The organism is Allobosea sp. GW821-FHT03A12 (genome assembly GCF_058986765.1).
This window is the reverse complement of record NZ_JBYSVZ010000006.1, coordinates 562,211-581,769: the sequence shown is the minus strand read 5'-3', so window position 1 is coordinate 581,769 and position 19,559 is coordinate 562,211. Positions and strand designations below refer to the sequence as shown.

Annotated in this window: 19 protein-coding genes; 4 read left to right on the top strand and 15 right to left on the bottom strand. The window is 68.2% G+C overall.

What is annotated here, in order from left to right; all coding sequences use genetic code 11:
* The 7 genes from AC3WLC_RS25190 to rimP all read right to left on the bottom strand — a co-directional run.
* On the bottom strand, nucleotides 1-905 hold a 905-nt coding region (locus tag AC3WLC_RS25190; RefSeq protein WP_493686641.1), incomplete at its 3' end, for a HAMP domain-containing protein.
* A gap of 443 nt (nucleotides 906-1,348) precedes the next feature.
* Complete coding sequence (gene truB / locus AC3WLC_RS25185) at nucleotides 1,349-2,293, bottom strand: tRNA pseudouridine(55) synthase TruB (RefSeq protein ID WP_493686640.1); 945 nt, start codon at nucleotides 2,291-2,293, stop codon at nucleotides 1,349-1,351.
* The gene (gene rbfA, locus AC3WLC_RS25180) at nucleotides 2,280-2,732 is read right to left on the bottom strand and encodes a 30S ribosome-binding factor RbfA (protein WP_493686639.1); all 453 of its coding nucleotides are present in this window, start codon (nucleotides 2,730-2,732) and stop codon (nucleotides 2,280-2,282) included. Before rbfA ends, truB begins: the two co-directional genes overlap by 14 nt.
* A gap of 99 nt (nucleotides 2,733-2,831) precedes the next feature.
* A complete protein-coding gene (gene infB, locus AC3WLC_RS25175; protein ID WP_493686638.1) occupies nucleotides 2,832-5,723 on the bottom strand; it encodes a translation initiation factor IF-2 in 2,892 nt (963 codons plus the stop codon).
* Entirely contained in the window at nucleotides 5,720-6,409 is a 690-nt protein-coding gene (locus AC3WLC_RS25170; RefSeq protein WP_493686637.1) for an RNA-binding protein, read from the bottom strand. The genes infB and AC3WLC_RS25170 overlap by 4 nt, the downstream gene beginning before the upstream one ends.
* A gap of 17 nt (nucleotides 6,410-6,426) precedes the next feature.
* Nucleotides 6,427-8,022, bottom strand: coding sequence for a transcription termination factor NusA (gene nusA, locus AC3WLC_RS25165; RefSeq protein ID WP_493686636.1), 1,596 nt, complete (start codon nucleotides 8,020-8,022; stop codon nucleotides 6,427-6,429).
* A 5-nt stretch (nucleotides 8,023-8,027) separates the two neighbouring features.
* Nucleotides 8,028-8,726, bottom strand: a complete 699-nt coding sequence (gene rimP, locus AC3WLC_RS25160; RefSeq protein ID WP_493686635.1) for a ribosome maturation factor RimP — start codon at nucleotides 8,724-8,726, stop codon at nucleotides 8,028-8,030.
* 242 nt (nucleotides 8,727-8,968) lie between these two features.
* Between rimP and AC3WLC_RS25155 the strand changes: the two genes are divergently transcribed.
* Nucleotides 8,969-10,084: a DUF2336 domain-containing protein gene (locus AC3WLC_RS25155; protein WP_493686634.1), complete on the top strand. Its 1,116-nt coding sequence runs from the start codon at nucleotides 8,969-8,971 to the stop codon at nucleotides 10,082-10,084.
* On the opposite strand, the gene trmB is transcribed toward AC3WLC_RS25155, so the two are convergent.
* The 3 genes from trmB to AC3WLC_RS25140 form a co-directional block, all read right to left on the bottom strand.
* A complete protein-coding gene (gene trmB / locus AC3WLC_RS25150; protein WP_493686633.1) occupies nucleotides 10,032-10,724 on the bottom strand; it encodes a tRNA (guanine(46)-N(7))-methyltransferase TrmB in 693 nt (230 codons plus the stop codon). The genes AC3WLC_RS25155 and trmB overlap by 53 nt on opposite strands.
* A gap of 82 nt (nucleotides 10,725-10,806) precedes the next feature.
* Nucleotides 10,807-12,012, bottom strand: coding sequence for a methionine adenosyltransferase (gene metK, locus AC3WLC_RS25145; RefSeq protein WP_493686632.1), 1,206 nt, complete (start codon nucleotides 12,010-12,012; stop codon nucleotides 10,807-10,809).
* A gap of 162 nt (nucleotides 12,013-12,174) precedes the next feature.
* Entirely contained in the window at nucleotides 12,175-12,588 is a 414-nt protein-coding gene (locus tag AC3WLC_RS25140) for a helix-turn-helix domain-containing protein (RefSeq protein ID WP_493686631.1), read from the bottom strand.
* A gap of 146 nt (nucleotides 12,589-12,734) precedes the next feature.
* On the opposite strand from AC3WLC_RS25140, the gene AC3WLC_RS25135 reads away from it, so the two are divergent.
* From AC3WLC_RS25135 to AC3WLC_RS25125, 3 genes are all read left to right on the top strand, one after another.
* Nucleotides 12,735-13,466 (top strand): autoinducer binding domain-containing protein, encoded by a 732-nt coding sequence (locus tag AC3WLC_RS25135; protein ID WP_493686630.1) that lies wholly within the window; start codon nucleotides 12,735-12,737, stop codon nucleotides 13,464-13,466.
* Nucleotides 13,467-13,612: 146 nt separating this feature from the next.
* Nucleotides 13,613-14,254 (top strand): acyl-homoserine-lactone synthase, encoded by a 642-nt coding sequence (locus tag AC3WLC_RS25130; RefSeq protein WP_493686629.1) that lies wholly within the window; start codon nucleotides 13,613-13,615, stop codon nucleotides 14,252-14,254.
* On the top strand, nucleotides 14,247-14,534 hold the full coding sequence (locus AC3WLC_RS25125; RefSeq protein ID WP_291674006.1) for a hypothetical protein: 288 nt from the start codon (nucleotides 14,247-14,249) through the stop codon (nucleotides 14,532-14,534). The genes AC3WLC_RS25130 and AC3WLC_RS25125 overlap by 8 nt, the downstream gene beginning before the upstream one ends.
* Before the next feature lie 138 nt (nucleotides 14,535-14,672).
* Here the strand turns inward: AC3WLC_RS25125 and AC3WLC_RS25120 are convergent, their stop codons facing one another.
* The 5 genes from AC3WLC_RS25120 to AC3WLC_RS25100 form a co-directional block, all read right to left on the bottom strand.
* Nucleotides 14,673-15,092: a helix-turn-helix domain-containing protein gene (locus tag AC3WLC_RS25120; protein ID WP_493686628.1), complete on the bottom strand. Its 420-nt coding sequence runs from the start codon at nucleotides 15,090-15,092 to the stop codon at nucleotides 14,673-14,675.
* 105 nt (nucleotides 15,093-15,197) lie between these two features.
* Nucleotides 15,198-16,796, bottom strand: a complete 1,599-nt coding sequence (lnt, locus tag AC3WLC_RS25115) for an apolipoprotein N-acyltransferase (protein WP_493686627.1) — start codon at nucleotides 16,794-16,796, stop codon at nucleotides 15,198-15,200.
* Nucleotides 16,793-17,785, bottom strand: a complete 993-nt coding sequence (locus tag AC3WLC_RS25110; protein ID WP_493686626.1) for a hemolysin family protein — start codon at nucleotides 17,783-17,785, stop codon at nucleotides 16,793-16,795. Before AC3WLC_RS25110 ends, lnt begins: the two co-directional genes overlap by 4 nt.
* Nucleotides 17,782-18,381, bottom strand: coding sequence for an rRNA maturation RNase YbeY (ybeY, locus tag AC3WLC_RS25105; RefSeq protein ID WP_493686625.1), 600 nt, complete (start codon nucleotides 18,379-18,381; stop codon nucleotides 17,782-17,784). The genes AC3WLC_RS25110 and ybeY overlap by 4 nt, the downstream gene beginning before the upstream one ends.
* The gene (locus AC3WLC_RS25100; protein WP_377013229.1) at nucleotides 18,378-19,535 is read right to left on the bottom strand and encodes a PhoH family protein; all 1,158 of its coding nucleotides are present in this window, start codon (nucleotides 19,533-19,535) and stop codon (nucleotides 18,378-18,380) included. The genes ybeY and AC3WLC_RS25100 overlap by 4 nt, the downstream gene beginning before the upstream one ends.
* Between the last annotated feature and the right edge of the window lie 24 nt (nucleotides 19,536-19,559).

Here is a 19,559-nt window from a genome sequence, read left to right as displayed (position 1 = left end):
CGCGCCGAGAAATCCCCCGCAGCCGCCGCCGCAACCACCTCGCCAACATCCGTAACCACAACAGACATCGCGTCGGCTGCGGCCAGGCGCCGGGCGGCATTCGCCTGCTGCTCGCGCTCCAGCTCGCGCACGGCCTTGAGATTGTCCTGGAAGACCTTGAGGGCCTCGGCCATGTCGCCGACCTCGTCCTTGCGCTGGGCCGCCGGGACGGCCGTTTCGAGGTCGCCGCCGGCCAGGCGCCCCATCGCCTCGGTCATCGCCTTCAGCGGCCTTGTCACGCCCCGGACGACCACGTTCAGCGCGAACAGCAGGACGCCGAATGCGACGAGCGCGATCAGGCCCATCACCAGCGTCGACTGCTCGGAGGCGTCGTGGACGGCCTGGCCCTCATTGCGGGCCACGCGCTGCTGCAGGGCGACGAGGTCACTGATCTTGCCGGTGAGCGGATCGATCGCGGCATACATCTCCTTGGCGGTGAACTGCTTCAGCGCCGCATCGTCCTGGCGGCGCAGGATTCCGTCGAGCTTGCCGACGGCAGCGTCGGCGGAAGTCATCATCCGCGCAGCTTCGGCGGCCATCCGCTTCTCGTCGGCTGTCATGCTGCTCTGGCTGTAGCTCTGCCAGCTCCTGGCGATGGTGGCGATCGCGGTCTCGACGTTCTTCTGTGCGTCGCTCCAGCCGATCTGCTGGGTCTGGGCCTTCCAGGCGGTATCGACGATATTGACGGCGTACATGTCGCTGACGAGCTTCAGCTGCTCCATCGGCGCGACATTGTCGACCATGATGGCGTCGACCTTCTGCGTGGTGCTGCGCAGAGCATACCAGCCGGCCCCGGCGATGATCAGCAGGCTGACCCCGAGCGCGACGATACAGGCCAGCAGACGTGACGCGATGCTTCTGAACATGACTGTTTCCTCCGCGCGACGCAGCGCAGACACCAGGTAAGACTTCGATTTCCAGCTGTATCGGGCGCGCGGAGGCGGTTCAGATCGCCTCGGTAAAGACAAGCATCTTCGAGCGAGCGTCGCTCAATGCCGAAATGGACCGCATCGCTGTCTTCCGTGCCACGAAGGCGGACAGATCGGGTCGAAGATAGATGTCCCGAGCCGGCAAGACGCTAGCTGGCAATGCATAACCAATGGTTAAGGTGCAATTGAACTGCGAAGTTGTGCCAGTCGCCAGTTCCTGCGGGTCAGTTATCGCGCCGGATTTTTTGTTCGTGATCTAGCAATGCAATCTTGAATACGAGGCGTGTACTTTGTTCGGCTCTTGGTTGTGGTCCCAAGGCGGCAGAAATGGCACAGCGGTACCGGCCCATGGAACCGCATCCATGGGCCCTCTCGTCTGGCTAGCCCAGATTGAAGACCCGGTGCGGGACGAACTCGCCCTGCGCGATCGAGCCGGTGGCAATCAGCACGCCGCCGCTCACGGCATAGACCGCGTCGGCCTCCAGCGGGGCGTCGCGGCCGCGCAGGAGCACGCTCTGGCCGCGCTTGAGCCGGAGCGCGGCGTCGCGATGCACCACGATCTCCGGAATCAGCTGCAGCGCGGCCGAGACTGGCAGCAGCGCCTCTGTTGCGCCATCGCCTTCGCGCAGCGCCTCGACCGTCGCCGCATCCGCCACCGCGAACGGGCCGACGCGGGTGCGCCTGAGATGCGCGACATGGCCGAGGCAGCCGAGCGCCAGGCCGAGATCCCTGGCGATGGCGCGGACATAGGTGCCCTTGCCGCATTCGGCCTCGAAGGTCGTGGTCGGGCCGTCATGGCGGACGATGCGCAGCGCGGTGATCTCGACTGGGCGCGCCTGCAGCGTCACCTCCTCGCCGTCGCGGGCGAGGTCATAGGCGCGCTCGCCGGCGATCTTGATCGCCGAGAACTTCGGCGGCACCTGCTGGATCGTGCCGGTGAAGCGCGGCAGCAAGGCCGCGATCGCAGTTTCGTCCGGCCGGAGCTCGGAGGTCGCGACGACCTTGCCTTCGGTGTCGTCCGTATCGGTCTGCGAGCCCCAGGCGACGGTGAACTCATAGGCCTTGCGGCCATCCATCACGAAGGGGACGGTCTTGGTCGCCTCGCCGAGCGCGATCGGCAGCAGGCCCGAGGCGAGCGGGTCGAGCGTGCCGGCATGGCCGGCCTTCTTCGCCGCATAGGTGCGCTTCACCACGCTGACCGCATGGGTCGAGGTCATGCCGACCGGCTTGTCGAGCACGACCCAGCCATGCACGTCGCGCTTCTTCGGCCGCGGCGGCCGGCCGCCATCCGCCTCTGCCGGGCGGCTCTCGTCAGTCGTCGTCATCGTGCTTGTCTTGCCGGTCAAAGTCTTGGTCGATGCGCAGCGGCTTGCGGTCGGTGTCGCGGCGGACGGCCTCGGAATCGAGCAAGGCGTCGATCCTGGCGGCCTCGTCGAAGCTCTCATCCTGGCGGAAGCGGAGATCCGGCGCGTATTTCAGGTTCACCCGATGGGCGATCTCGCCGCGGATATGGCGCTTGTTGGCATCGAGCGCCTTCAGCACCGGCGCTATGTCCTGGCCGCCGAGGGGCATGATGTAGCAGGTCGCGAGCTTGAGATCGGGCGAGAGCCGGACCTCCGGCACGGTGATGACGTGCTTGGCCAGGACATCGTCATGGATGTCGCCGCGCGCCAGCATCTCGGCCAGCGCATGCCGGATCAGTTCGCCGACGCGCAATTGGCGCTGCGAGGGCCCTGAGCCCTGTGTATTGGGTTTCTTCGCCATGGTTCTCGTTCTCCGGGATCGGACCGGACGGACGGTTTCAAACGTCATGGCCGGGCGAAAGCCCGGCCATCTCTAGGTTTCCGGGAGCAAGCGAGCCGATCAGAGGCTGCGCTTGATCTCCTCGACGCGGAAGCATTCGATCACGTCGCCAGCGCGCATGTCCTGGTAGTTCTCGAAGGACATGCCGCACTCCTGGCCGGCGACCACTTCCTTGGCGTCGTCCTTGAAGCGCTTAAGCTGGGCGAGCTTGCCCTCGTGAACCACGACGCCGTCGCGGATCAGGCGGACATTGGCGCCGCGCTCGATCGTGCCGTCGGTGACGCGGCAGCCGGCGATCTTGCCGACCTTCGAGACGTTGAAGATCTCGAGGATCTGCGCATTGCCGAGCATGGTCTCGCGCAGGGTCGGCGCCAGCAGGCCCGACATCGCGTCCTTCACATCATCCATCAGGTTGTAGATGATGCTGTAATAGCGGATCTCGACGCCGGCCCGTTCGGCCGCCTCGCGCGCTTCCTTGTGGGCGCGGACGTTGAAGCCGATCACCACCGCGCCAGAAGCCTGGGCCAGAGTGACGTCGGATTCGGTGATCGCGCCGACGCCGGACGAGAGCACGCGGGCGCGGACCTCGTCATTGCCGACCTTCTCCAGCGAGCCGACGATGGCTTCCACCGAGCCCTGCACGTCGCCCTTGACGACGAGCGGGAACTCCTTGCGGCCAGCGCCTTCCTTGAGCTCGCGCATCATCTCGGCGAGCGAGCGGCCGGCACCCGAGCCGGCGCCGCGCGCAGCCAGACGATCGCGCTTCTGGCGCTCGCGGTAGTCGGTGATCTCGCGGGCACGGGCTTCCGACTCGACGACCGCGACGCGGTCGCCGGCTTCCGGCGTGCCGTTGAAGCCGAGCACCTCGACCGGCAGCGACGGCGCCGCTTCCTTGATCTGGGCTCCGGTGTCGGAGATCAGCGCACGGACGCGGCCCCATTCGGCGCCGGCGACGATGATGTCGCCGGTGCGCAACGTGCCGCGCTGGACGAGGACGGTCGCGACCGGGCCACGGCCGCGGTCGAGCTTGGCCTCGATCACCGTGCCTTCGGCGACGCGGTCCGGGTTGGCCTTCAGGTCGAGCACCTCAGCCTGCAACGCGATCGCCTCGAGCAGCGTGTCGAGACCCTGGCCGGTCTTGGCCGAGACCTCGATTTCCAGCGTCTCGCCGCCGAGCGACTCGACCTGGATCTCGTATTGCAGCAGCTCGGAGCGGACCCGGTCCGGATTGGCGTCGGACTTGTCGATCTTGTTGATCGCCACGATCAGCGGCACCTTGGCCGCCTTGGCGTGGTTGATGGCCTCGACCGTCTGCGGCATCACGCCGTCATCGGCCGCCACCACCAGCACGACGATGTCCGTCACCTTGGCGCCGCGGGCGCGCATCGCCGTGAAGGCGGCGTGGCCGGGCGTGTCGATGAAGGTCACCTTGGCACCGGCCGGCGTCGTCACCTGATAGGCGCCGATATGCTGGGTGATGCCGCCGGCTTCGCCGGAGACGACATGGGTCTTGCGGATCGCGTCGAGCAGCGAGGTCTTGCCGTGGTCGACATGGCCCATGATCGTCACGACAGGCGGGCGCGAGACCAAGGTCTCATCCGTGTCCGGCGTGTCGAACAGGCCTTCCTCGACGTCGGATTCGGCGACGCGCTTGACGGTATGGCCCATTTCCTCGGCGACGAGCTGGGCGGTGTCGGCATCGATCACGTCGGTGATCTTGTGCATCGCGCCCTGCTTCATCAGCAGGCGGATGACGTCGACGCCGCGCTCGGTCATGCGGTTGGCGAGTTCCTGGATGGTGATCGTCTCGGGGATGATCACCTCGCGCATCACGCGCTCCTTCGCGACATCGGAAGCGCGATGGCCGGTCATGCGCTGCACGCGGCGCCGGAACGAGGCGAGCGAGCGGGTCCGCTCGTCGTCTCCGCCGGTGGCGGTCGACAGCGTCAGGCGGCCGCGCGGCTTGTCGCCGACCTTCGGGGTCTTCGGTGCCGGAGCCGGGGCGCCGCGGGGTGCGCCGCCGGGGCTGCCGCCGGGGCGGCGGAAAGCGGGACGCGCCTCGCCGTCATCGGGACGGCTGCGCGGTGCGCCTGCCGAAGAGGGCGCCTGGCGCGCGGGCCGGGCGACGAGCGGCTCGGCGGTCGCATTCGGATCGGGGCGGGGGCCGCGCGGCGCATCCGAGCGCGGCGGGCGGAAGTCGAGCCGCGGCGGCCGGGCGCCGACATCGCGCACCGGCGGACGAGCTCCGGCATCGCGGGCATCGCGCATTGGCGGGCGCGGGCCACCGAAGTCGCGGGATTCACGCGGCTCGCGCGGGCCGGACGGCGCAGGGCGCGGCGCCTGGCTGTAGGTCTGGGTCGGGGCAGCGGCGGGGGGAGCCGCAGGATCGCGCGCCGGCGGCGCAGGCCGCGGCGGGGCGGCTTCCTCGCCCATGCGCTGGCGGGCGGCGCTCTCGGCCCGGCGCTTGTGCTCATCCTCCTGGCGGCGGCGGTCCTCTTCCTCGCGCTGGCGGGCCTGGGCGGCCTCGCGCTCGGCCCGCTCGCGGGCTTCGCGGGCGGCGCGCTGGCGGGCCTCCTCCTCGGCGCGGGCGCGGGCCTCGGCCTCGACGGCGCGGGCGTCGGTCAGGGCGCGCTGGCGTGCGTCCTTCTCGTCGTCGGAGAGCGTGCGCAGCAGCATCCCGCCGGCGGGCCGGGCGGCCTGCGGCGCGGGCTGGGGTGGCCGCGGAGCCTGAGGGGCTGCCGGAGCTTGCGGCGGCTGCGGGGCGCGCGGCGCCACGGGGGCCGCGGCGGGCTCGTGGGCGACGCGGCGCTTGACCTCGACGACAACCTGCTTCGAGCGCCCATGCGAGAAGCTCTGCCGAACGGTGCTCTGTTCGACAGGGCGCTTCAGCGACAACGTCTTGGGAGGCGTCACGCTCAAGGTCTTGTCGCCGGGGGTCTTGGTGTCACTCATTCCGCTTTCGGTCCTGCCGGTTCGGTCTTCGTCTGATCTCGCGCATCGGATTCGACCGGGTCGATAAACGCCGTTTCGCCAGCATCGTTCGTCCGAAAACGGACGAGCCGACGCCAGCGCGCGAGGAAACCCTCAGTCGCCGGACCCGGAGCAAGCGCTGCATGTATCACATGCTCACGCCCGAGCGCCAGTTCCAGTTCGGCCGCAGCGAAAATCGCTACCACCGGTATCTCTTTCGTCACGGGCGCCCGCCGCAGCGCCTGGCCGATCTTGCGTTTTCCGTCCTCGGCACCGTCGCTCGCGGCGATCACCGCGGCGGGGCGCCCTGCTTCCGCCTGGGCCTCGACCTTGGCGAAGCCGGTCGAGACCAGCCCCGCCTTGTTCGCCATCGCCAGCGCCTGGATCGCGTCCCGGACCAGCAGCGCATCGACCTCGGCCGCCAGCTCCGGCGACACCGTGACCTTCGTCTTCAGCGAGCGCTCGAAGGCGCGTCGCTTCACCGCTTCGCCGACGGCGGCGGTGCTGAGCGAAACCCAGACGCCGCGTCCCGGCAATTTGCGCCTGATGTCCGGCACCAGCACATCGCCGGGGCCGACCACGAAGCGGATCAGGTCCTCCGGCGCCCGGCCCTGGCGCGTCACCACGCAGGTCCGCTCCGGACCCTCGCGTTCGGCGCGCCGGTTCATCTTGCGCGGCTCCGAACTCAGGCCTGCGACTCCTCGGCCTCGGCTTCAGTCTCGGCTTCCGGCTCCGGTGCCTCGACCCAGCCCGCCTTGACACGGGCCGCCATCACGATCGCCTCGGCGTCCTGCCGCGACAGGTCGAAGCCGTCGAGATAGCCGGAATGGCGGGTGGTCTCGCCATCCTTGCGCTCGGTCCAGCCGACCAGATCGTCGGTGGCGCAGCCGGCGAGGTCCTCGACGCTCTTCACGTCGTTCTCGCCGAGCGCGACCATCATCGCGGTGGTGACGCCTTCGACCTCGCGCAGCTCGTCCTCGACGCCCAGCGCCTTGCGCTTGTCGTCGAGCTCGGCCTCGACCGCGGCCAGATGCTCCTGGGCGCGGTTCTGGATCTCGGCGGCGGTGTCCTCGTCGAAGCCCTCGATCGAGGACAGTTCGCTCGGCTCGACATAGGCGACCTCCTCGACCGAGCGGAAGCCTTCCGAGGCGAGCAGCTGGCCGACGGTCTCGTCGACGTTGAGGGCGTTCATGAACAGCTCGGTGCGCTGCACGAACTCCTTCTGGCGGCGCTCGGATTCCTCCTGCTCCGTCAGGATGTCGATGTCCCAGCCGGTGAGCTGCGAGGCCAGGCGGACGTTCTGGCCGCGGCGGCCGATGGCGAGCGAGAGCTGCTCGTCCGGCACCACGACCTCGATCTTGTCGGCTTCCTCGTCGAGCACCACCTTGGCGACTTCCGCCGGCTGCAGCGCGTTGACGACGAAGGTCGCGACATCGGGCGACCACGGGATGATGTCGATCTTCTCGCCCTGGAGCTCGCCGACCACGGCCTGCACGCGCGAGCCGCGCATGCCGACGCAGGCGCCGACCGGATCGATCGAGGAATCGCGCGAGATCACCGCGATCTTGGCGCGCGAGCCCGGGTCGCGGGCGACGGCCTTGACCTCGACGATCCCGTCATAGATCTCCGGCACTTCCTGGCCGAACAGCTTGGCCATGAACTGCGGATGGGTGCGCGACAGGAAGATCTGCGGGCCGCGCGGCTCGCGGCGCACGTCATAGACATAGGCGCGGGCGCGATCGCCGACCTTGAAGGTCTCGCGCGGGATCATCTCGTCGCGGCGGATGATCGCCTCGCCGCGGCCGAGATCGACGAAGACGTTGCCGTATTCGACGCGCTTGACCGCGCCGTTGACGATCTCGCCGATGCGGTCCTTGTACTCGTCATACTGCCGGTCGCGCTCGGCCTCGCGCACCTTCTGCACGATGACCTGCTTGGCCGACTGGGCGGCAATGCGACCGAAATCGAAGGGCGGCAGCGGATCGGCGATCACGTCGCCGACCTGGGCTGCCGGGTTGTGGCGCTTGGCCTCGTCGACGGTGATCTCGACGGCGCCGTTCTCGACGAGGTCGACGACCTGGAGATGGCGCGCCAGGCGCAGCTCGCCCGACTTGGTGTTGATTTCGGCGTGCACGTCTGTCTCGGCGCCGTAGCGCGATCGCGCCGCCTTGGCGATCGCGTCCTGCATCGCGTCGATCACGATCTGCCGGTCGATCGACTTCTCGCGGGCGACGGCGTCGGCGATCTGCAACAGCTCGAGCCGGTTGGCGCTGACGGCCATGGCGCTCACTCCTCTTCCTGTGTGTTCTTCACCGGCCCCTTGGCGCCCTTGCCCGGCTTGCGGGCCTTGGGGTCACGGGGGCCGAGCGACTTGCCGCGCCCGGGCACGGGCTCGGCGATCTCGTCGGCAGGCGGCATCTGCGGCGCCAGGCCCGATTTGCCGCGCCGGAGCGATTCTGTGACCAGCGCGTCGGTCAGCACCAGCCGCGCCTCGGCGATCAGCTGCATCGGGATCGCGACGTCGCGCTCCTCATCGGCCTTGGCGTCGTCGCGGCTCAGCAGGGCGTCGGTTCCGCTGGCGCCCCGCAGGATGCCGCGGAAGCGCTTGCGACCGGCGAAGGGCTCGCTGGTCTCGATCTTGGTCAGGTGGCCGGCCCAGCGCTCGAAATCGCTCGGCCGGACCAGCGGCCGGTCGATGCCCGGCGACGACACTTCGAGATGATACGCCGCCTGGATCGGATCGTCGACGTCGAGCGCCGGCGACACCGCCTGGCTCACCGCCTCGCAGCCCTCGACATTCATGGTGCCGTCCGGGAGCTCGGCCATGATCTGGACGGTGCAGCCGTTCTGGCCGGTGACGCGCACGCGCACCAGCCGGTAGCCGAGATCGATGATCGCCGGCTCGATGATTGCCGCTACGCGCGCAGCGACGCCGCTCTCGACGACGATGCGCGTTTCCTGATCCTGGCTGTCCTGCTCGACCATCCGTATGGCTCGCCCGTCTCCCGCCGGCTGCAAAAAGGCTCAGGGCGGTTCGGCCAATAAAAAAGAGCGGGCCGGTGGGCCCGCTCTTGATCGCCGGCTTACACCGAAACCAGAGCTGTTGGCCGCTATCTAGTCCCGTTTCAGCGATCTTGCAAGCCTGTCTTCGATTTCGACGATCCTGCTAACCCGCTGGTCATTCTTCATTGCTAGGGTGGGGAGATGGTCGTGTGTGAGGTTGCGTGATGAGTCCTGTCGGCGCGTTGCTGCGCGATCTCGAGACGACGATGGCGCGCGGCTCCACTGATGAGCGCGCCGTCATCCTGTCGCGCCTGACCGATCTCTTCCTCGCCACTGCCAACGATATGGGCGAGGACCAGGTCGGCGTCTTCGACGTGGTCATCGGTCGCCTTGCCCGCGCGATCGAGATGCGGGCGCGCATCGAACTGGCCGAGCGGCTCGCCCCCGTCCCGAATGCCCCGAGCGGCGTCGTCCGCCAGCTCGCCCTCGACGAGATCGCGGTCGCGCGGCCGGTCCTCGTCGCGTCGCCCCGCCTCAGCGATCACGACCTCGTCGCCATCGCCGCCGCCAAGGGGCGCGATCATATGCTCGCCATCACCGAGCGTCCGGACCTCGGCGAGCCGGTCACCGATTTCCTGATCCTGCGCGGCGGGCGTGTCGTGACCCATGCGGTCGCCGCCAACCAGAGCGCCCGCTTCTCCCGCCATGGCATGGGCGTCCTCGTCATGCGCGCCGCCCAGGACGACGCCCTGCAGGCGACGCTCGGCACCCGCGCCGACATCCCGGCCGACCTCGCCGAGCAGTTGATGGCGGCGGCCAAGAGTTCGGCCCGCCGCCGGCTCGAAGCCTCGCTGGAGCCGTCGCTGATGGGTGCCGTCGCCGGCGCGGTCGAGCGCGGCGCCGAAGCCGTTTCGGCCCAGACGGCCATCGGCGACGAGCTCGGCCGGTTCGGCAAGGCCCTGGCGGACGTCAAGGCCCTGGACGAGGCCGGCAAGCTCGATGAATCCGTGGTCGCGCAGTACGCCACTTCCGGCGCGGTTGAGCACGCGATCTGCGGCGTCGCCACTTTGGCTCGCCTGACCTTGCCGGCGACCGAGCAGATCGTCTTCGGTCCCGATCGCGACGCGGTGCTCCTGGTGGCGCGCGGCATGGGCTGGTCCTGGGAGACGACCAGGGCTTTGATCGGCCTGCGCAAGGGCGACGGAAAGTCCGCTCCGGTGCTGGAGCGGGCCAAGCAGAGCTTCCGCAACCTGACGCCGACGACGGCGCAGCGCGTGCTCGGCTTCCTCAGGATGCGCGACGGCGCGCAGTCAGATAGCTCGGCACCCGCCCGGCCTTGATCGCCTTCGCCTCGTAGCGCGTGCGGACCCAGCCGGGATAGGGCTGGCGCCAGTCGTCCGCGCTCTCGTCGATCCAGTCGAAATCGGGTGAGGCGGCGAGCCGCACCAGTGTCCAGCCGACATAATCGTCGATGTCGCTGGCGAAGCGGAAGCGCCCGCCCGGACGCAGCACCCTGGCGAGCAGGGACAGCGTCCGCTCCGAGACGAAGCGGCGCTTGCGCTGCCGGCGCTTCGGCCAGGGGTCCGGATAGAGCAGGTCGGCCGCGTCGACGCTCCCCTCGGGGAACTGTGGCAGCAGTAGTGCGGCATCGCCGTCCCAGAGCCGGATGTTGTGCAGGCCCTCCTGCTCGATCACGGCCAGGAACTTGGCCATGCCGTTGACGAAGGGCTCGACGCCGATGAAGCCGATCTGCGGGCTCTCGCGCATCCGCGCCAGCAGGTGCTCGCCGCCGCCGAAGCCGATCTCGAGCCTGACGGCTTCCACGGGGATCGGAAAAAGCGCCTTCAGATCGGAGATTGGCCCTTCCGGCAGACGAAGCGCCGGCAGGGTCGCGGCGATGCGTTCGGCCTGGCCCTGGCGCAGGCCCTTGCCCTTGCGGCGGCCGAAGAAGGCCCGGTCTGGATCGTGCTGCTCTGTCATGAGCGTTGCTCTATGTCGGTTCGAGCAAAAGAAAAAGGCCGGGGCGACGCCCCGGCCTTCATGTCCGTGCGAACGGCGTGGATCAGGCGACGGCCTTCTTCAGCGCGTCGACCAGATCGGTCTTCTCCCAGGAGAAGCTGCCGTCGCGGCCGGCCTTGCGGCCGAAATGACCGTAGGCGGCCGACTTGGCGTAGATCGGCTTGTTGAGGGCAAGATGGTTGCGGATGCCGCGCGGCGTCAGGTCCATCACCTCGCCGAGCACGCCCTCGAGCTTGGCCTCGTCGACCTTGCCGGTGCCGTGCAGGTCGACATAGATCGACAGCGGCTTGGCGACGCCGATGGCGTAGGAGAGCTGGATCGTGCAGCGGTCGGCGAGCTTGGCGGCGACGACGTTCTTGGCGAGGTAGCGCGCCGCATAGGCGGCCGAACGGTCGACCTTGGTCGGGTCCTTGCCCGAGAAGGCGCCGCCGCCATGGGGAGCCGCGCCACCATAGGTGTCGACGATGATCTTGCGGCCGGTCAGGCCGGCGTCGCCATCGGGGCCGCCGATCACGAACTTGCCGGTCGGATTGACGTGCCAGACGGTGTCCTTCGAGATCCAGCCATCGGGCAGGGTCTCACGGATATAGGGCTCGACGATCTTGCGGACATCGGCCGAAGTGAGTTTCTCGTCGAGATGCTGGGTCGAGAGCACGATCTGGGTGACGCCGACCGGCTTGCCGTTCTCGTACTTGACGGTGACCTGGCTCTTGGCGTCGGGGCCGAGCTTGGCGGCCGCGCCTTCGCCGGCATGGCGGGCCTTGGCGAGGACCTCGAGGATCTTGTGGGCGTAATAGATCGGAGCGGCCATCAGCTCCGGCGTCTCGCGGCAGGCATAGCCGAACATGATGCCCTGGTCGCCGGCGCCGACGTCCTTGTTGCTGCCTTCGTCAACGCCCTGGGCGATATCGGCCGACTGCGGGTGCAGCAGCACGTCGATCTTGGCCTTCTTCCAGTGGAAGCCGTCCTGCTCGTAGCCGATCGCGCGGACCGCCTTGCGCGCCGCCGACTTCACCTTCGACTTGATCTGCTTCTCGTCGAGGTGGGTGCGGACCTCGCCGGCGACGACGATGCGGTTGGTGGTCGCCAGCGTCTCGGCGGCGACGCGCACCTGCGCCGGGTCATGGCCGGCCTTGATCGCCTCCTTGAAGAACAGATCGACGATCTCGTCGGAGATCCGGTCGCAGACCTTGTCCGGGTGACCTTCGGAAACGGACTCGCTGGTGAAGAGGTAATTCTGGCGCGACACGACCGGGGGATCCTTCTCAGGTGACTGCGAGCGGCGCGGCAGAAACCTGCGCCCGCGCGAAAAAAATGCGCAGCGTCTTTCGCAGCGGAAAGGTTCGCCGTCAAGGCCGGAAATTCTTTTCGCAGATGGATCGTTCGTTAAGACAAACGAAAAAGAGCGAAATCAGGGCAATTCGCCGGGATCGTCCGCCAAAGCCTCGACGAGATCGATGACGCGCCGGCGCACCCGAGGGTTCTTGATGCGCACGAACGCCTTGGAGAGTTGCACGCCCTCGCTGGTGGAGAGGAAGTCGGCGACATAGGCCGTGCTCGACGCATCGGCGAAGCCGACGGCGGCCGCTTCGCCGGACGGCGCGCCCTCGAAGAAGAAGGAGACAGGCACGCCCAGCATCTTGGCGATCTGCTGCAGGCGGCTCGCGCTGATTCTATTGGTGCCCTTCTCGTATTTCTGCACCTGCTGGAAGGTCAGGCCCAGTGCCTCGCCGAGCTTTTCCTGGCTGATGCCAGACAGCATGCGCTGCATGCGCACCCGGCTGCCGACATGACGGTCGATCGGATTCGGGAGTTTCTTCAGCATGGGCCGTTCCCCTCACGTCACACTCAACCGCAGTTCCGGCCGCGCGTCTACCGCTGGCTCTGGCCGGCTTCGGATTGGTATGCATTGGTATGCGTTGATTCTTGGCCTTTCTGCGTTGAGACTGCTAAGGTCGAGAAAGACGGGACATGTCGGGACGACATTTCAACGCGGGACGAGACGCGCTCGACTTCATCGATCGGCTGAGCACCCTCACCGATCCGACGATGGTCGTTGCTGCCTTGCGCGACAAGCTCGCCAGCTATGGCTTCCACGCCTTCCTGATCACCGGCTTGCCGGAAATCGGCGACCGGATCGATCCGCTCGTCCTTCTCAATGGCTGGCCGCCTGGCTGGTTCGAGCTCTATCTGGAGAAGTCGTTCTCGGATTGGGACCCGATCGCGGCCCATTGCAAGACGACGATCGACCCCTTCGCCTGGAACGATGTCTATCAGGAGGGCGTGGCATTGCCGCGCCAGCGCGAGGTGATGCACCGGGCGCGCGACTTCAACATGATCGAGGGCTTCTGCGTACCCATCCATGGTGAGGCGGGCTTCCAGGCGGTGGTCACCATGGCAGGCGACCGACCGGATCTGTCGCGCCAGGCCAGATCGGCCATTCACCTGATGTCGATCTACGCCCATGGCAAGGCGGCCGATTGCATGCGGCCGGCCCGTCTCGAGCATGTCCTGACCGTGCGCGAGCGCGAAGTCCTGACCTGGTTCGCGATCGGCAAGACGACGGAAGGCGTGGCCGAGCGCCTCGGCGTTTCGGCCGGCACGGCCGAGGCCCATTTCGAGAATGCGGCCCGCAAGCTCGGCGTCAGAGGCCGCACGCGCACGGTCATCGAAGCCTATCGCCGCGGCGAGATCAGCATCTAGCGCGTGTTCCGTAGAGGCGGGACCACTTTTGCGATAGGAACAACCGTTCGAATCCGGCCGATTTCGGCCGTATCTTCCGGAATTCCGGAATACCCATGAAACCTGAATGGAGCCAGCCTGCGTCCCTCTAGGAAGGGGAGGCGGCGATGATCCACGTTATCGATGCCGGGAACCGGCACCTCTACGGTGCCGAGCTCGAGCAGCACTACAAGATCCGGCACCAGATCTATGTCGGCGAGCGCAAATGGATGGCGCTCGAGCGGCCCGATGGCCGCGAGGTCGACCAGTTCGACAATGCCGACGCGACGTATCTGCTGGCGATCGAGAAGGGGCGCGTGATCGGCGGCACGCGGCTCGTCCCGACGACCTGCCCGCATCTGATGGCGGATGTCTTCCCCTTCCTGGCCGATGTGCGTGGGATTCAGCGCGGCAGCGACATCGTCGAATGGACGCGAATTTTTGTCGTGCCCGAGCGGCGCGGCACCGACAGCAAGATCCTGCACACGGTTCTTGCCGGCATGTTCGAATACTGCCTGGCCAACGACATCGCGTCGATCACGGTGGTGATGGAGACCTGGTGGATGCCCCGCTTCCTGGAGTTGGGCTGGGAGGTCAGGCCGCTTGGGCTGCCGACGATGATCGACGGCATGAACTGCGTCGGCACGATCATCACGGTGAGCGAGGACGCCTATCGCCGCACCCTCGCCTTCAAGGATATCGACGCGCCGGTGATCCTGTCGCATCGCGCGAAGCGGGCTCCGGGCGAGCGGAGGATCTCGCATGGCTAGTCAGCACGATACCGGCAGCAGCCGCGACAAGATCGAATATGCGCTCGGCCTGCTCACCACCCTGCTGCGCAACCAGCCGGTGCATCAGGAGCTGGTGGATGTCGCCTACCGCATGGACCTGCCGGACGAGCTCTGGCTCGCGGTGCAGATCCTGTCCATGTCGGAGCCCGACCAGGTGAAGCTCAGGGATTTCCTGCTGGTCAATCCCAGCCCGCAATTGCAGCGGCTCAACCGGAATACCCTCGTCCTGACCCAGGACGCGGCGCCGTCCCTGCACTAGACCTGAGACAAAGCAAAACATCGGCATCCATCACAGAGCTCCTGCGCTCCGATGGATGCCGGTGGTGCGCCACGACGCGTCTTGTCCGGAACGGCGTTCGCTCCGCTTGCGGGAACGCGGTCCGAACTCGCGAGGATGTTACTGCTCGATGGTCTCGATCGGCGTCTCGCCGAGCGATTCGACGAGGTCGACGATGCGCCGGCGCACGCGCGGGCTCTTGATCCGCACGAAGGCCTTGGTCAGCTGCACGCCTTCGCTGGTCGCAAGGAAATCGGCGACATAGGTCGTGGCCGAGGCATCGGCGAAGCCGTTCCCGACGCTGTCGTCGGCGGGGGCGCCGTCGAAGAAGAAGGCGACGGGCACGCCCAGCATTTTGGAAATCTGCTGCAGCCGGCTGGCGCTGATCCGGTTGGTGCCCTTCTCGTATTTCTGCACCTGCTGGAAGGTCAGGCCCAGCGCCTCGCCGAGCCGCTCCTGGCTGACGCCGGCGAGCATGCGGCGCATCCGGACGCGGCTGCCGACGTGCCGGTCGATCGGGTTCGGTACTTTCTTCAACATGGCTGCCGGTCCCCTTTTTGTCCGTTCAGACCTACCGGCGGCCCGTTGAAGACCCGGCCCGGCCGGCCATTCGGCGGCCGTCCCGGAAGAAAGTTCCAAATGGGATCACCGTCTCCGCACTAATACTCCAGCGAGCAATAAGCTGGCAACTACACCTGCAAAGAAAAGATCACCGAAGCGGGAATAGGGCGTCGCCGGACCAGCGCGGGGTAGCGAGGTGTCGATGACGCCGGTCTCGCCGAGCGGCAGCGCCGCGCGGATGCGCCCGTAATGATCCGCCACCGCCGAGATACCGGTATTGGCGACACGCACCAGCGGCAGCCCCTCCTCGATGGCGCGCAGGCGGGCTTGGGCGAGATGCTGGTAGGGCCCGCTGGTCTGCCCGAACCAGCCGTCATTGGTCAGGTTGAGGATGAAGCCCGGCCGCGGCCCGCTCGGCATCGCCGAGCCCGGGAAGATCACCTCGTAGCAGATCAGGCTCGCGGCGGGCGGCAGGCCGCGGATCGCCAGGGGCGTGCGCCGGCTGCCCGAAGCGAAGCCGCCGGGAACCGAGACGAACTCGGACAGGCCGACCGCACGGATCAGCCGTTCGAGCACAGGTGGCAGATACTCGCCGAACGGGACGAGATGGACCTTGTCATAGCTGCCGGTGATCACGCCCTCGTCGTTCACCACCTGGATCGAATTGTAGATCGGTGGCCGGCTCTCGCCGGGCAGCGTCTCGCCGGCGCGGGCAGCGCCCGTGATCAACGTCGTGTTCGGCGGCAACAGGGCAGCGATCCGCGCCAGCGCCTGCGGCGTACGCCCGAGCAGGAAGGGAAAGGCCGATTCGGGCCAGATCAAATGAGTGACATCCTGCACGCCCGAGGTCGCGGGGCCGGTCGCCCGGTCGCTCAACGCGAGATAGTGCGACAGGATCATCTCGCTGTTGCGCGGGCTGAACTTGGCATCCTGCGGCAGGTTCGGCTGCATCAGCCGCAATTTGACCCCGCTCACCGCCGGAACCGGCTCCGCTGGAATCCGCCAGGCGCCGAAGCCGGCCATCGCCGCCAGCGCGAGCCCCGCCAGCGCCGGAGCGCGCCAGCGCCCATCGCCCGCTTCGCCCGTGCCGAGCACGGCGGGCGCGGCGCCGATCGCGACCGCCAGCGCCGTCAGCCCATAGAGGCCGATCAGGCTGGCGCTCTGGGCGAACCAGCTCGGTCCGGCCAGCATCATGCCGTAGACATTCCAGGGAAAGCCGGTGAGGACATGGCCGCGCAGCCACTCGCTCAGCGCCAGCATCGCCGCCAGCACCAGGATGCGGCCGGCGCCGGTCGGCCAGAGCGCCCGCGCCAGCGCGAAGCCGGCGGCCGGGAAAATGGCGAGGAAGGCCGGCAGCGCCACGACGCCGAGCGGCATCGCCCAGGCGAACTTGTCGGCCTCGACCAGGAAGGCGGCGCCGAGCCACCACAAACCGGCGAGATGGTAGCCGAAGCCCCACCACCAGCCGGCGCTTGCGGCCGCCCAGAGGCGTCCGCGCCGGCTCTCGGCGACCGAGCCGTCGATCAGCCAGATCGCGACGGTCATCGGCACGACCAGCAGCGGCCAGAGATCGAGCGGGGCCAGCGCCAGCGCGCCGCAGGCGCCGCTGAGGAGCGCGATCAGCCGGCGCGGCCAGCCCCAGGCGAGGATGACGCGGTCGGCCAGCGCCGAGAGCATGGTCATGCAGCGTCCGGCGTTGCTGGCGGTTCGGCGGCGACGGGATCGCGGCGATGGATGCGCAGGCGCTTGACCCGGCGCGGATCGGCGTCGAGCACCTCGAATTCGAGGCTCTCCGGCCCCTTGATCAACTCGCCGCGCACCGGCACGCGGCCGGCCAGCGTGACGATCAGGCCGCCGAGCGTATCAACCTCCTCGGCAACTTCGGCGCGCGACAGATCGATCCCGGTCGCCTCCTTCAGCTCGTCGAGCGTGGCGCGGGCATCGGCGATGAAGCGATTCTCGCCGGCCGGCGCGATCGCGGGAGCTTCGTCGAGATCGTGCTCGTCCTCGATGTCGCCGACGACGATCTCGACGAGGTCCTCGATCGAGATCAGCCCGTCGGTGCCGCCATATTCGTCGATCACCAAGGCGATATGGGTGCGCGTCGCCTGCATCCGGACGAGAAGGTCGACCGCCGGCATCGACGGCGGCACATAGAGCACCGGCCGCAGGATCTTGGCCTGGGCCAGCGTCATCGAGAGGTCGATGGCCCCCAGGCTCGGCCCAGGCGGGGCTTCCGCCTCGCCTCGCAGCTTCCGGCCCGGCTTGGCCCGGGCGGCGATGAAGTCGAGGAAGTCGCGGATGTGGATCATGCCGCGGGGATCGTCGAGCGATTCGCCATAGACCGGCAGGCGCGAATGGCCGGCGGTGCGGAACAATGCCAGGAGGTCGCCGAGCGTCGCCTCGGAGGAGACTGCGATGACGTCGGCACGCGGCACCATCACATCGGCGACGCGGCGCTCGCGCAGGCTCAGCACGTTCGAGAGCATCGCCCGTTCCTGAGGCGAGAGGTCGGTTACCCCGCCACCGTCTTGGGCCAGCGCCTCGGTGATGTCCTCGCGGATCGAGCCGCCATGGCGCAGGCCGAGCTTGTCGAGGAACTGGCCGAGCCAGTGCGACAGGCCACGGCCTGTCGGCTCCGACGAAGAGGAAGATCGTGTGTCGTCGCTCATGACGCTGGCTGGGGCTTCTTGGTCTTGGCCGCTGGGCGGGGCTGCATGGGTTCCGGCTCCGAGCCGGCATAGGGGTCGGCGATGCCGAGCCGGGCAAGCGCCGCGGTCTCCAGCGCTTCCATGCGCTGGGCCTCGGCCTCTGTCTCGTGGTCCTCGCCGAGCAAATGCAGCAGGCCGTGGATCACGAGATGGCTGAGATGGTCGCCGAAGGATTTCTCCTCGCCCTCGGCCTCGCGGGCGACCGTCTCGAAGGCGATCACGATGTCGCCGACGACCGGGCTCGAGCCGATCCGTTCGGGCGGCGCGGCCGGGAAGGAGAGGACATTGGTCGCCTTGTCGAAGCCGCGCCAGTCGCGATTGACGATGCGGATGCGCTTGTCGTCGGTGAGCAGCAGGCTGAGCTCGGCGCCAGGCATCGGCTTGACCGGCACGAGCACAAGCGCTGCCTCTATGGCGGCGACGATGCGCGGTCGCACATCCCCGATCTCGCGCCATTTCCGCGACTGGATGCGGATATCGAGCGAAGGCCCGCTTGGGTCGGGCTCCGGCGTTTCGGTTCGCGGCGCTGGGCGCCGCGAACGAGGTCGGTCGGTCATCGCGGCCGCTCCCGCGACAGCATGCGCTTCAGCCCGTCGGCATCGCCCTCGACGGGCGCGTCCGGCGCGGGCAGGGCGGCGAGCCGCGCCTCGCGCTCGTCCCGTTCCTTCCGGGCGGCGTCCTCATAGGCCATGACGATCCGGCGCACGAGCGCGTGGCGGACGACGTCGCCCTCCTCGAAGCGGGCATGGCCGACACCCTCGACGCCCGAGAGCAGCCGGACCGCCTCGACGAGGCCCGAGCGCTGGCCCGGCGGCAGGTCGACCTGCGAGGGGTCGCCGGTGATGATCATGCGCGAGCCCTCGCCCAGGCGGGTGAGGAACATCTTCATCTGCACCGAGGTGGCGTTCTGCGCCTCGTCGAGCAGCACGACGGCGTTGGTCAGGGTGCGCCCGCGCATGAAGGCGAGCGGGGCGATCTCGATCATGCCGGTCTGCAAGGCGCGCTCGACATGGCGTGCCTCCATGAAGTCGTTGAGTGCGTCGTAGATCGGTCGCAGGTACGGATCGACCTTCTCGCGCATGTCGCCGGGCAGGAAGCCCAGGCGCTCGCCGGCCTCGACCGCCGGGCGCGACAGCACCATGCGCTCGACCACGCCCTGCTCGATCAGCGAGACGGCATGGCCGACCGCGAGCCAGGTCTTGCCGGTGCCTGCGGGGCCTTCGGCGAGGACGAGCTCATGGCGCTTAAGCTGGCGCAGATAGGCGTCCTGCGCCGCATTGCGCGCCCGGACCGGGCCGCGCTTGCGCGTGATGATCGCGTCGAAGGCGGCCTTGCCGGCATTGTCGGCCGGGAAGAGCGAGCGCTGCACATTGCTCTCCTCGATCGCGCCGTCGACCTCGCCGAGATTGACGGCGGCGCCGGTCTTGGCGCGGGCATAGAGCGTCCGCAGCACCCGGCTCGCCTGCTCGGCGGTCTCGCGTGGGCCCTTGATGGTGACGTGGTTGCCGTTCGGGGCGACGACGACGCCGAGGCGACGCTCCAGATGCGCCAGGTTCTGGTCGTAATGGCCGAAGACCAGGCCGGCGGTCTGGTTGTTGTCGAAGGTGAGCTCGACCTCCGCGCCGGGCAGGCCCTCGCGCGTCAGTGTCTCATCGCGGCGTGGGCCGCGCTCGGCTTTCGGATTGAAATGATCGGCCTGGGCCAATGCCATTGTCTCCACTGGGAATGAGTCGGA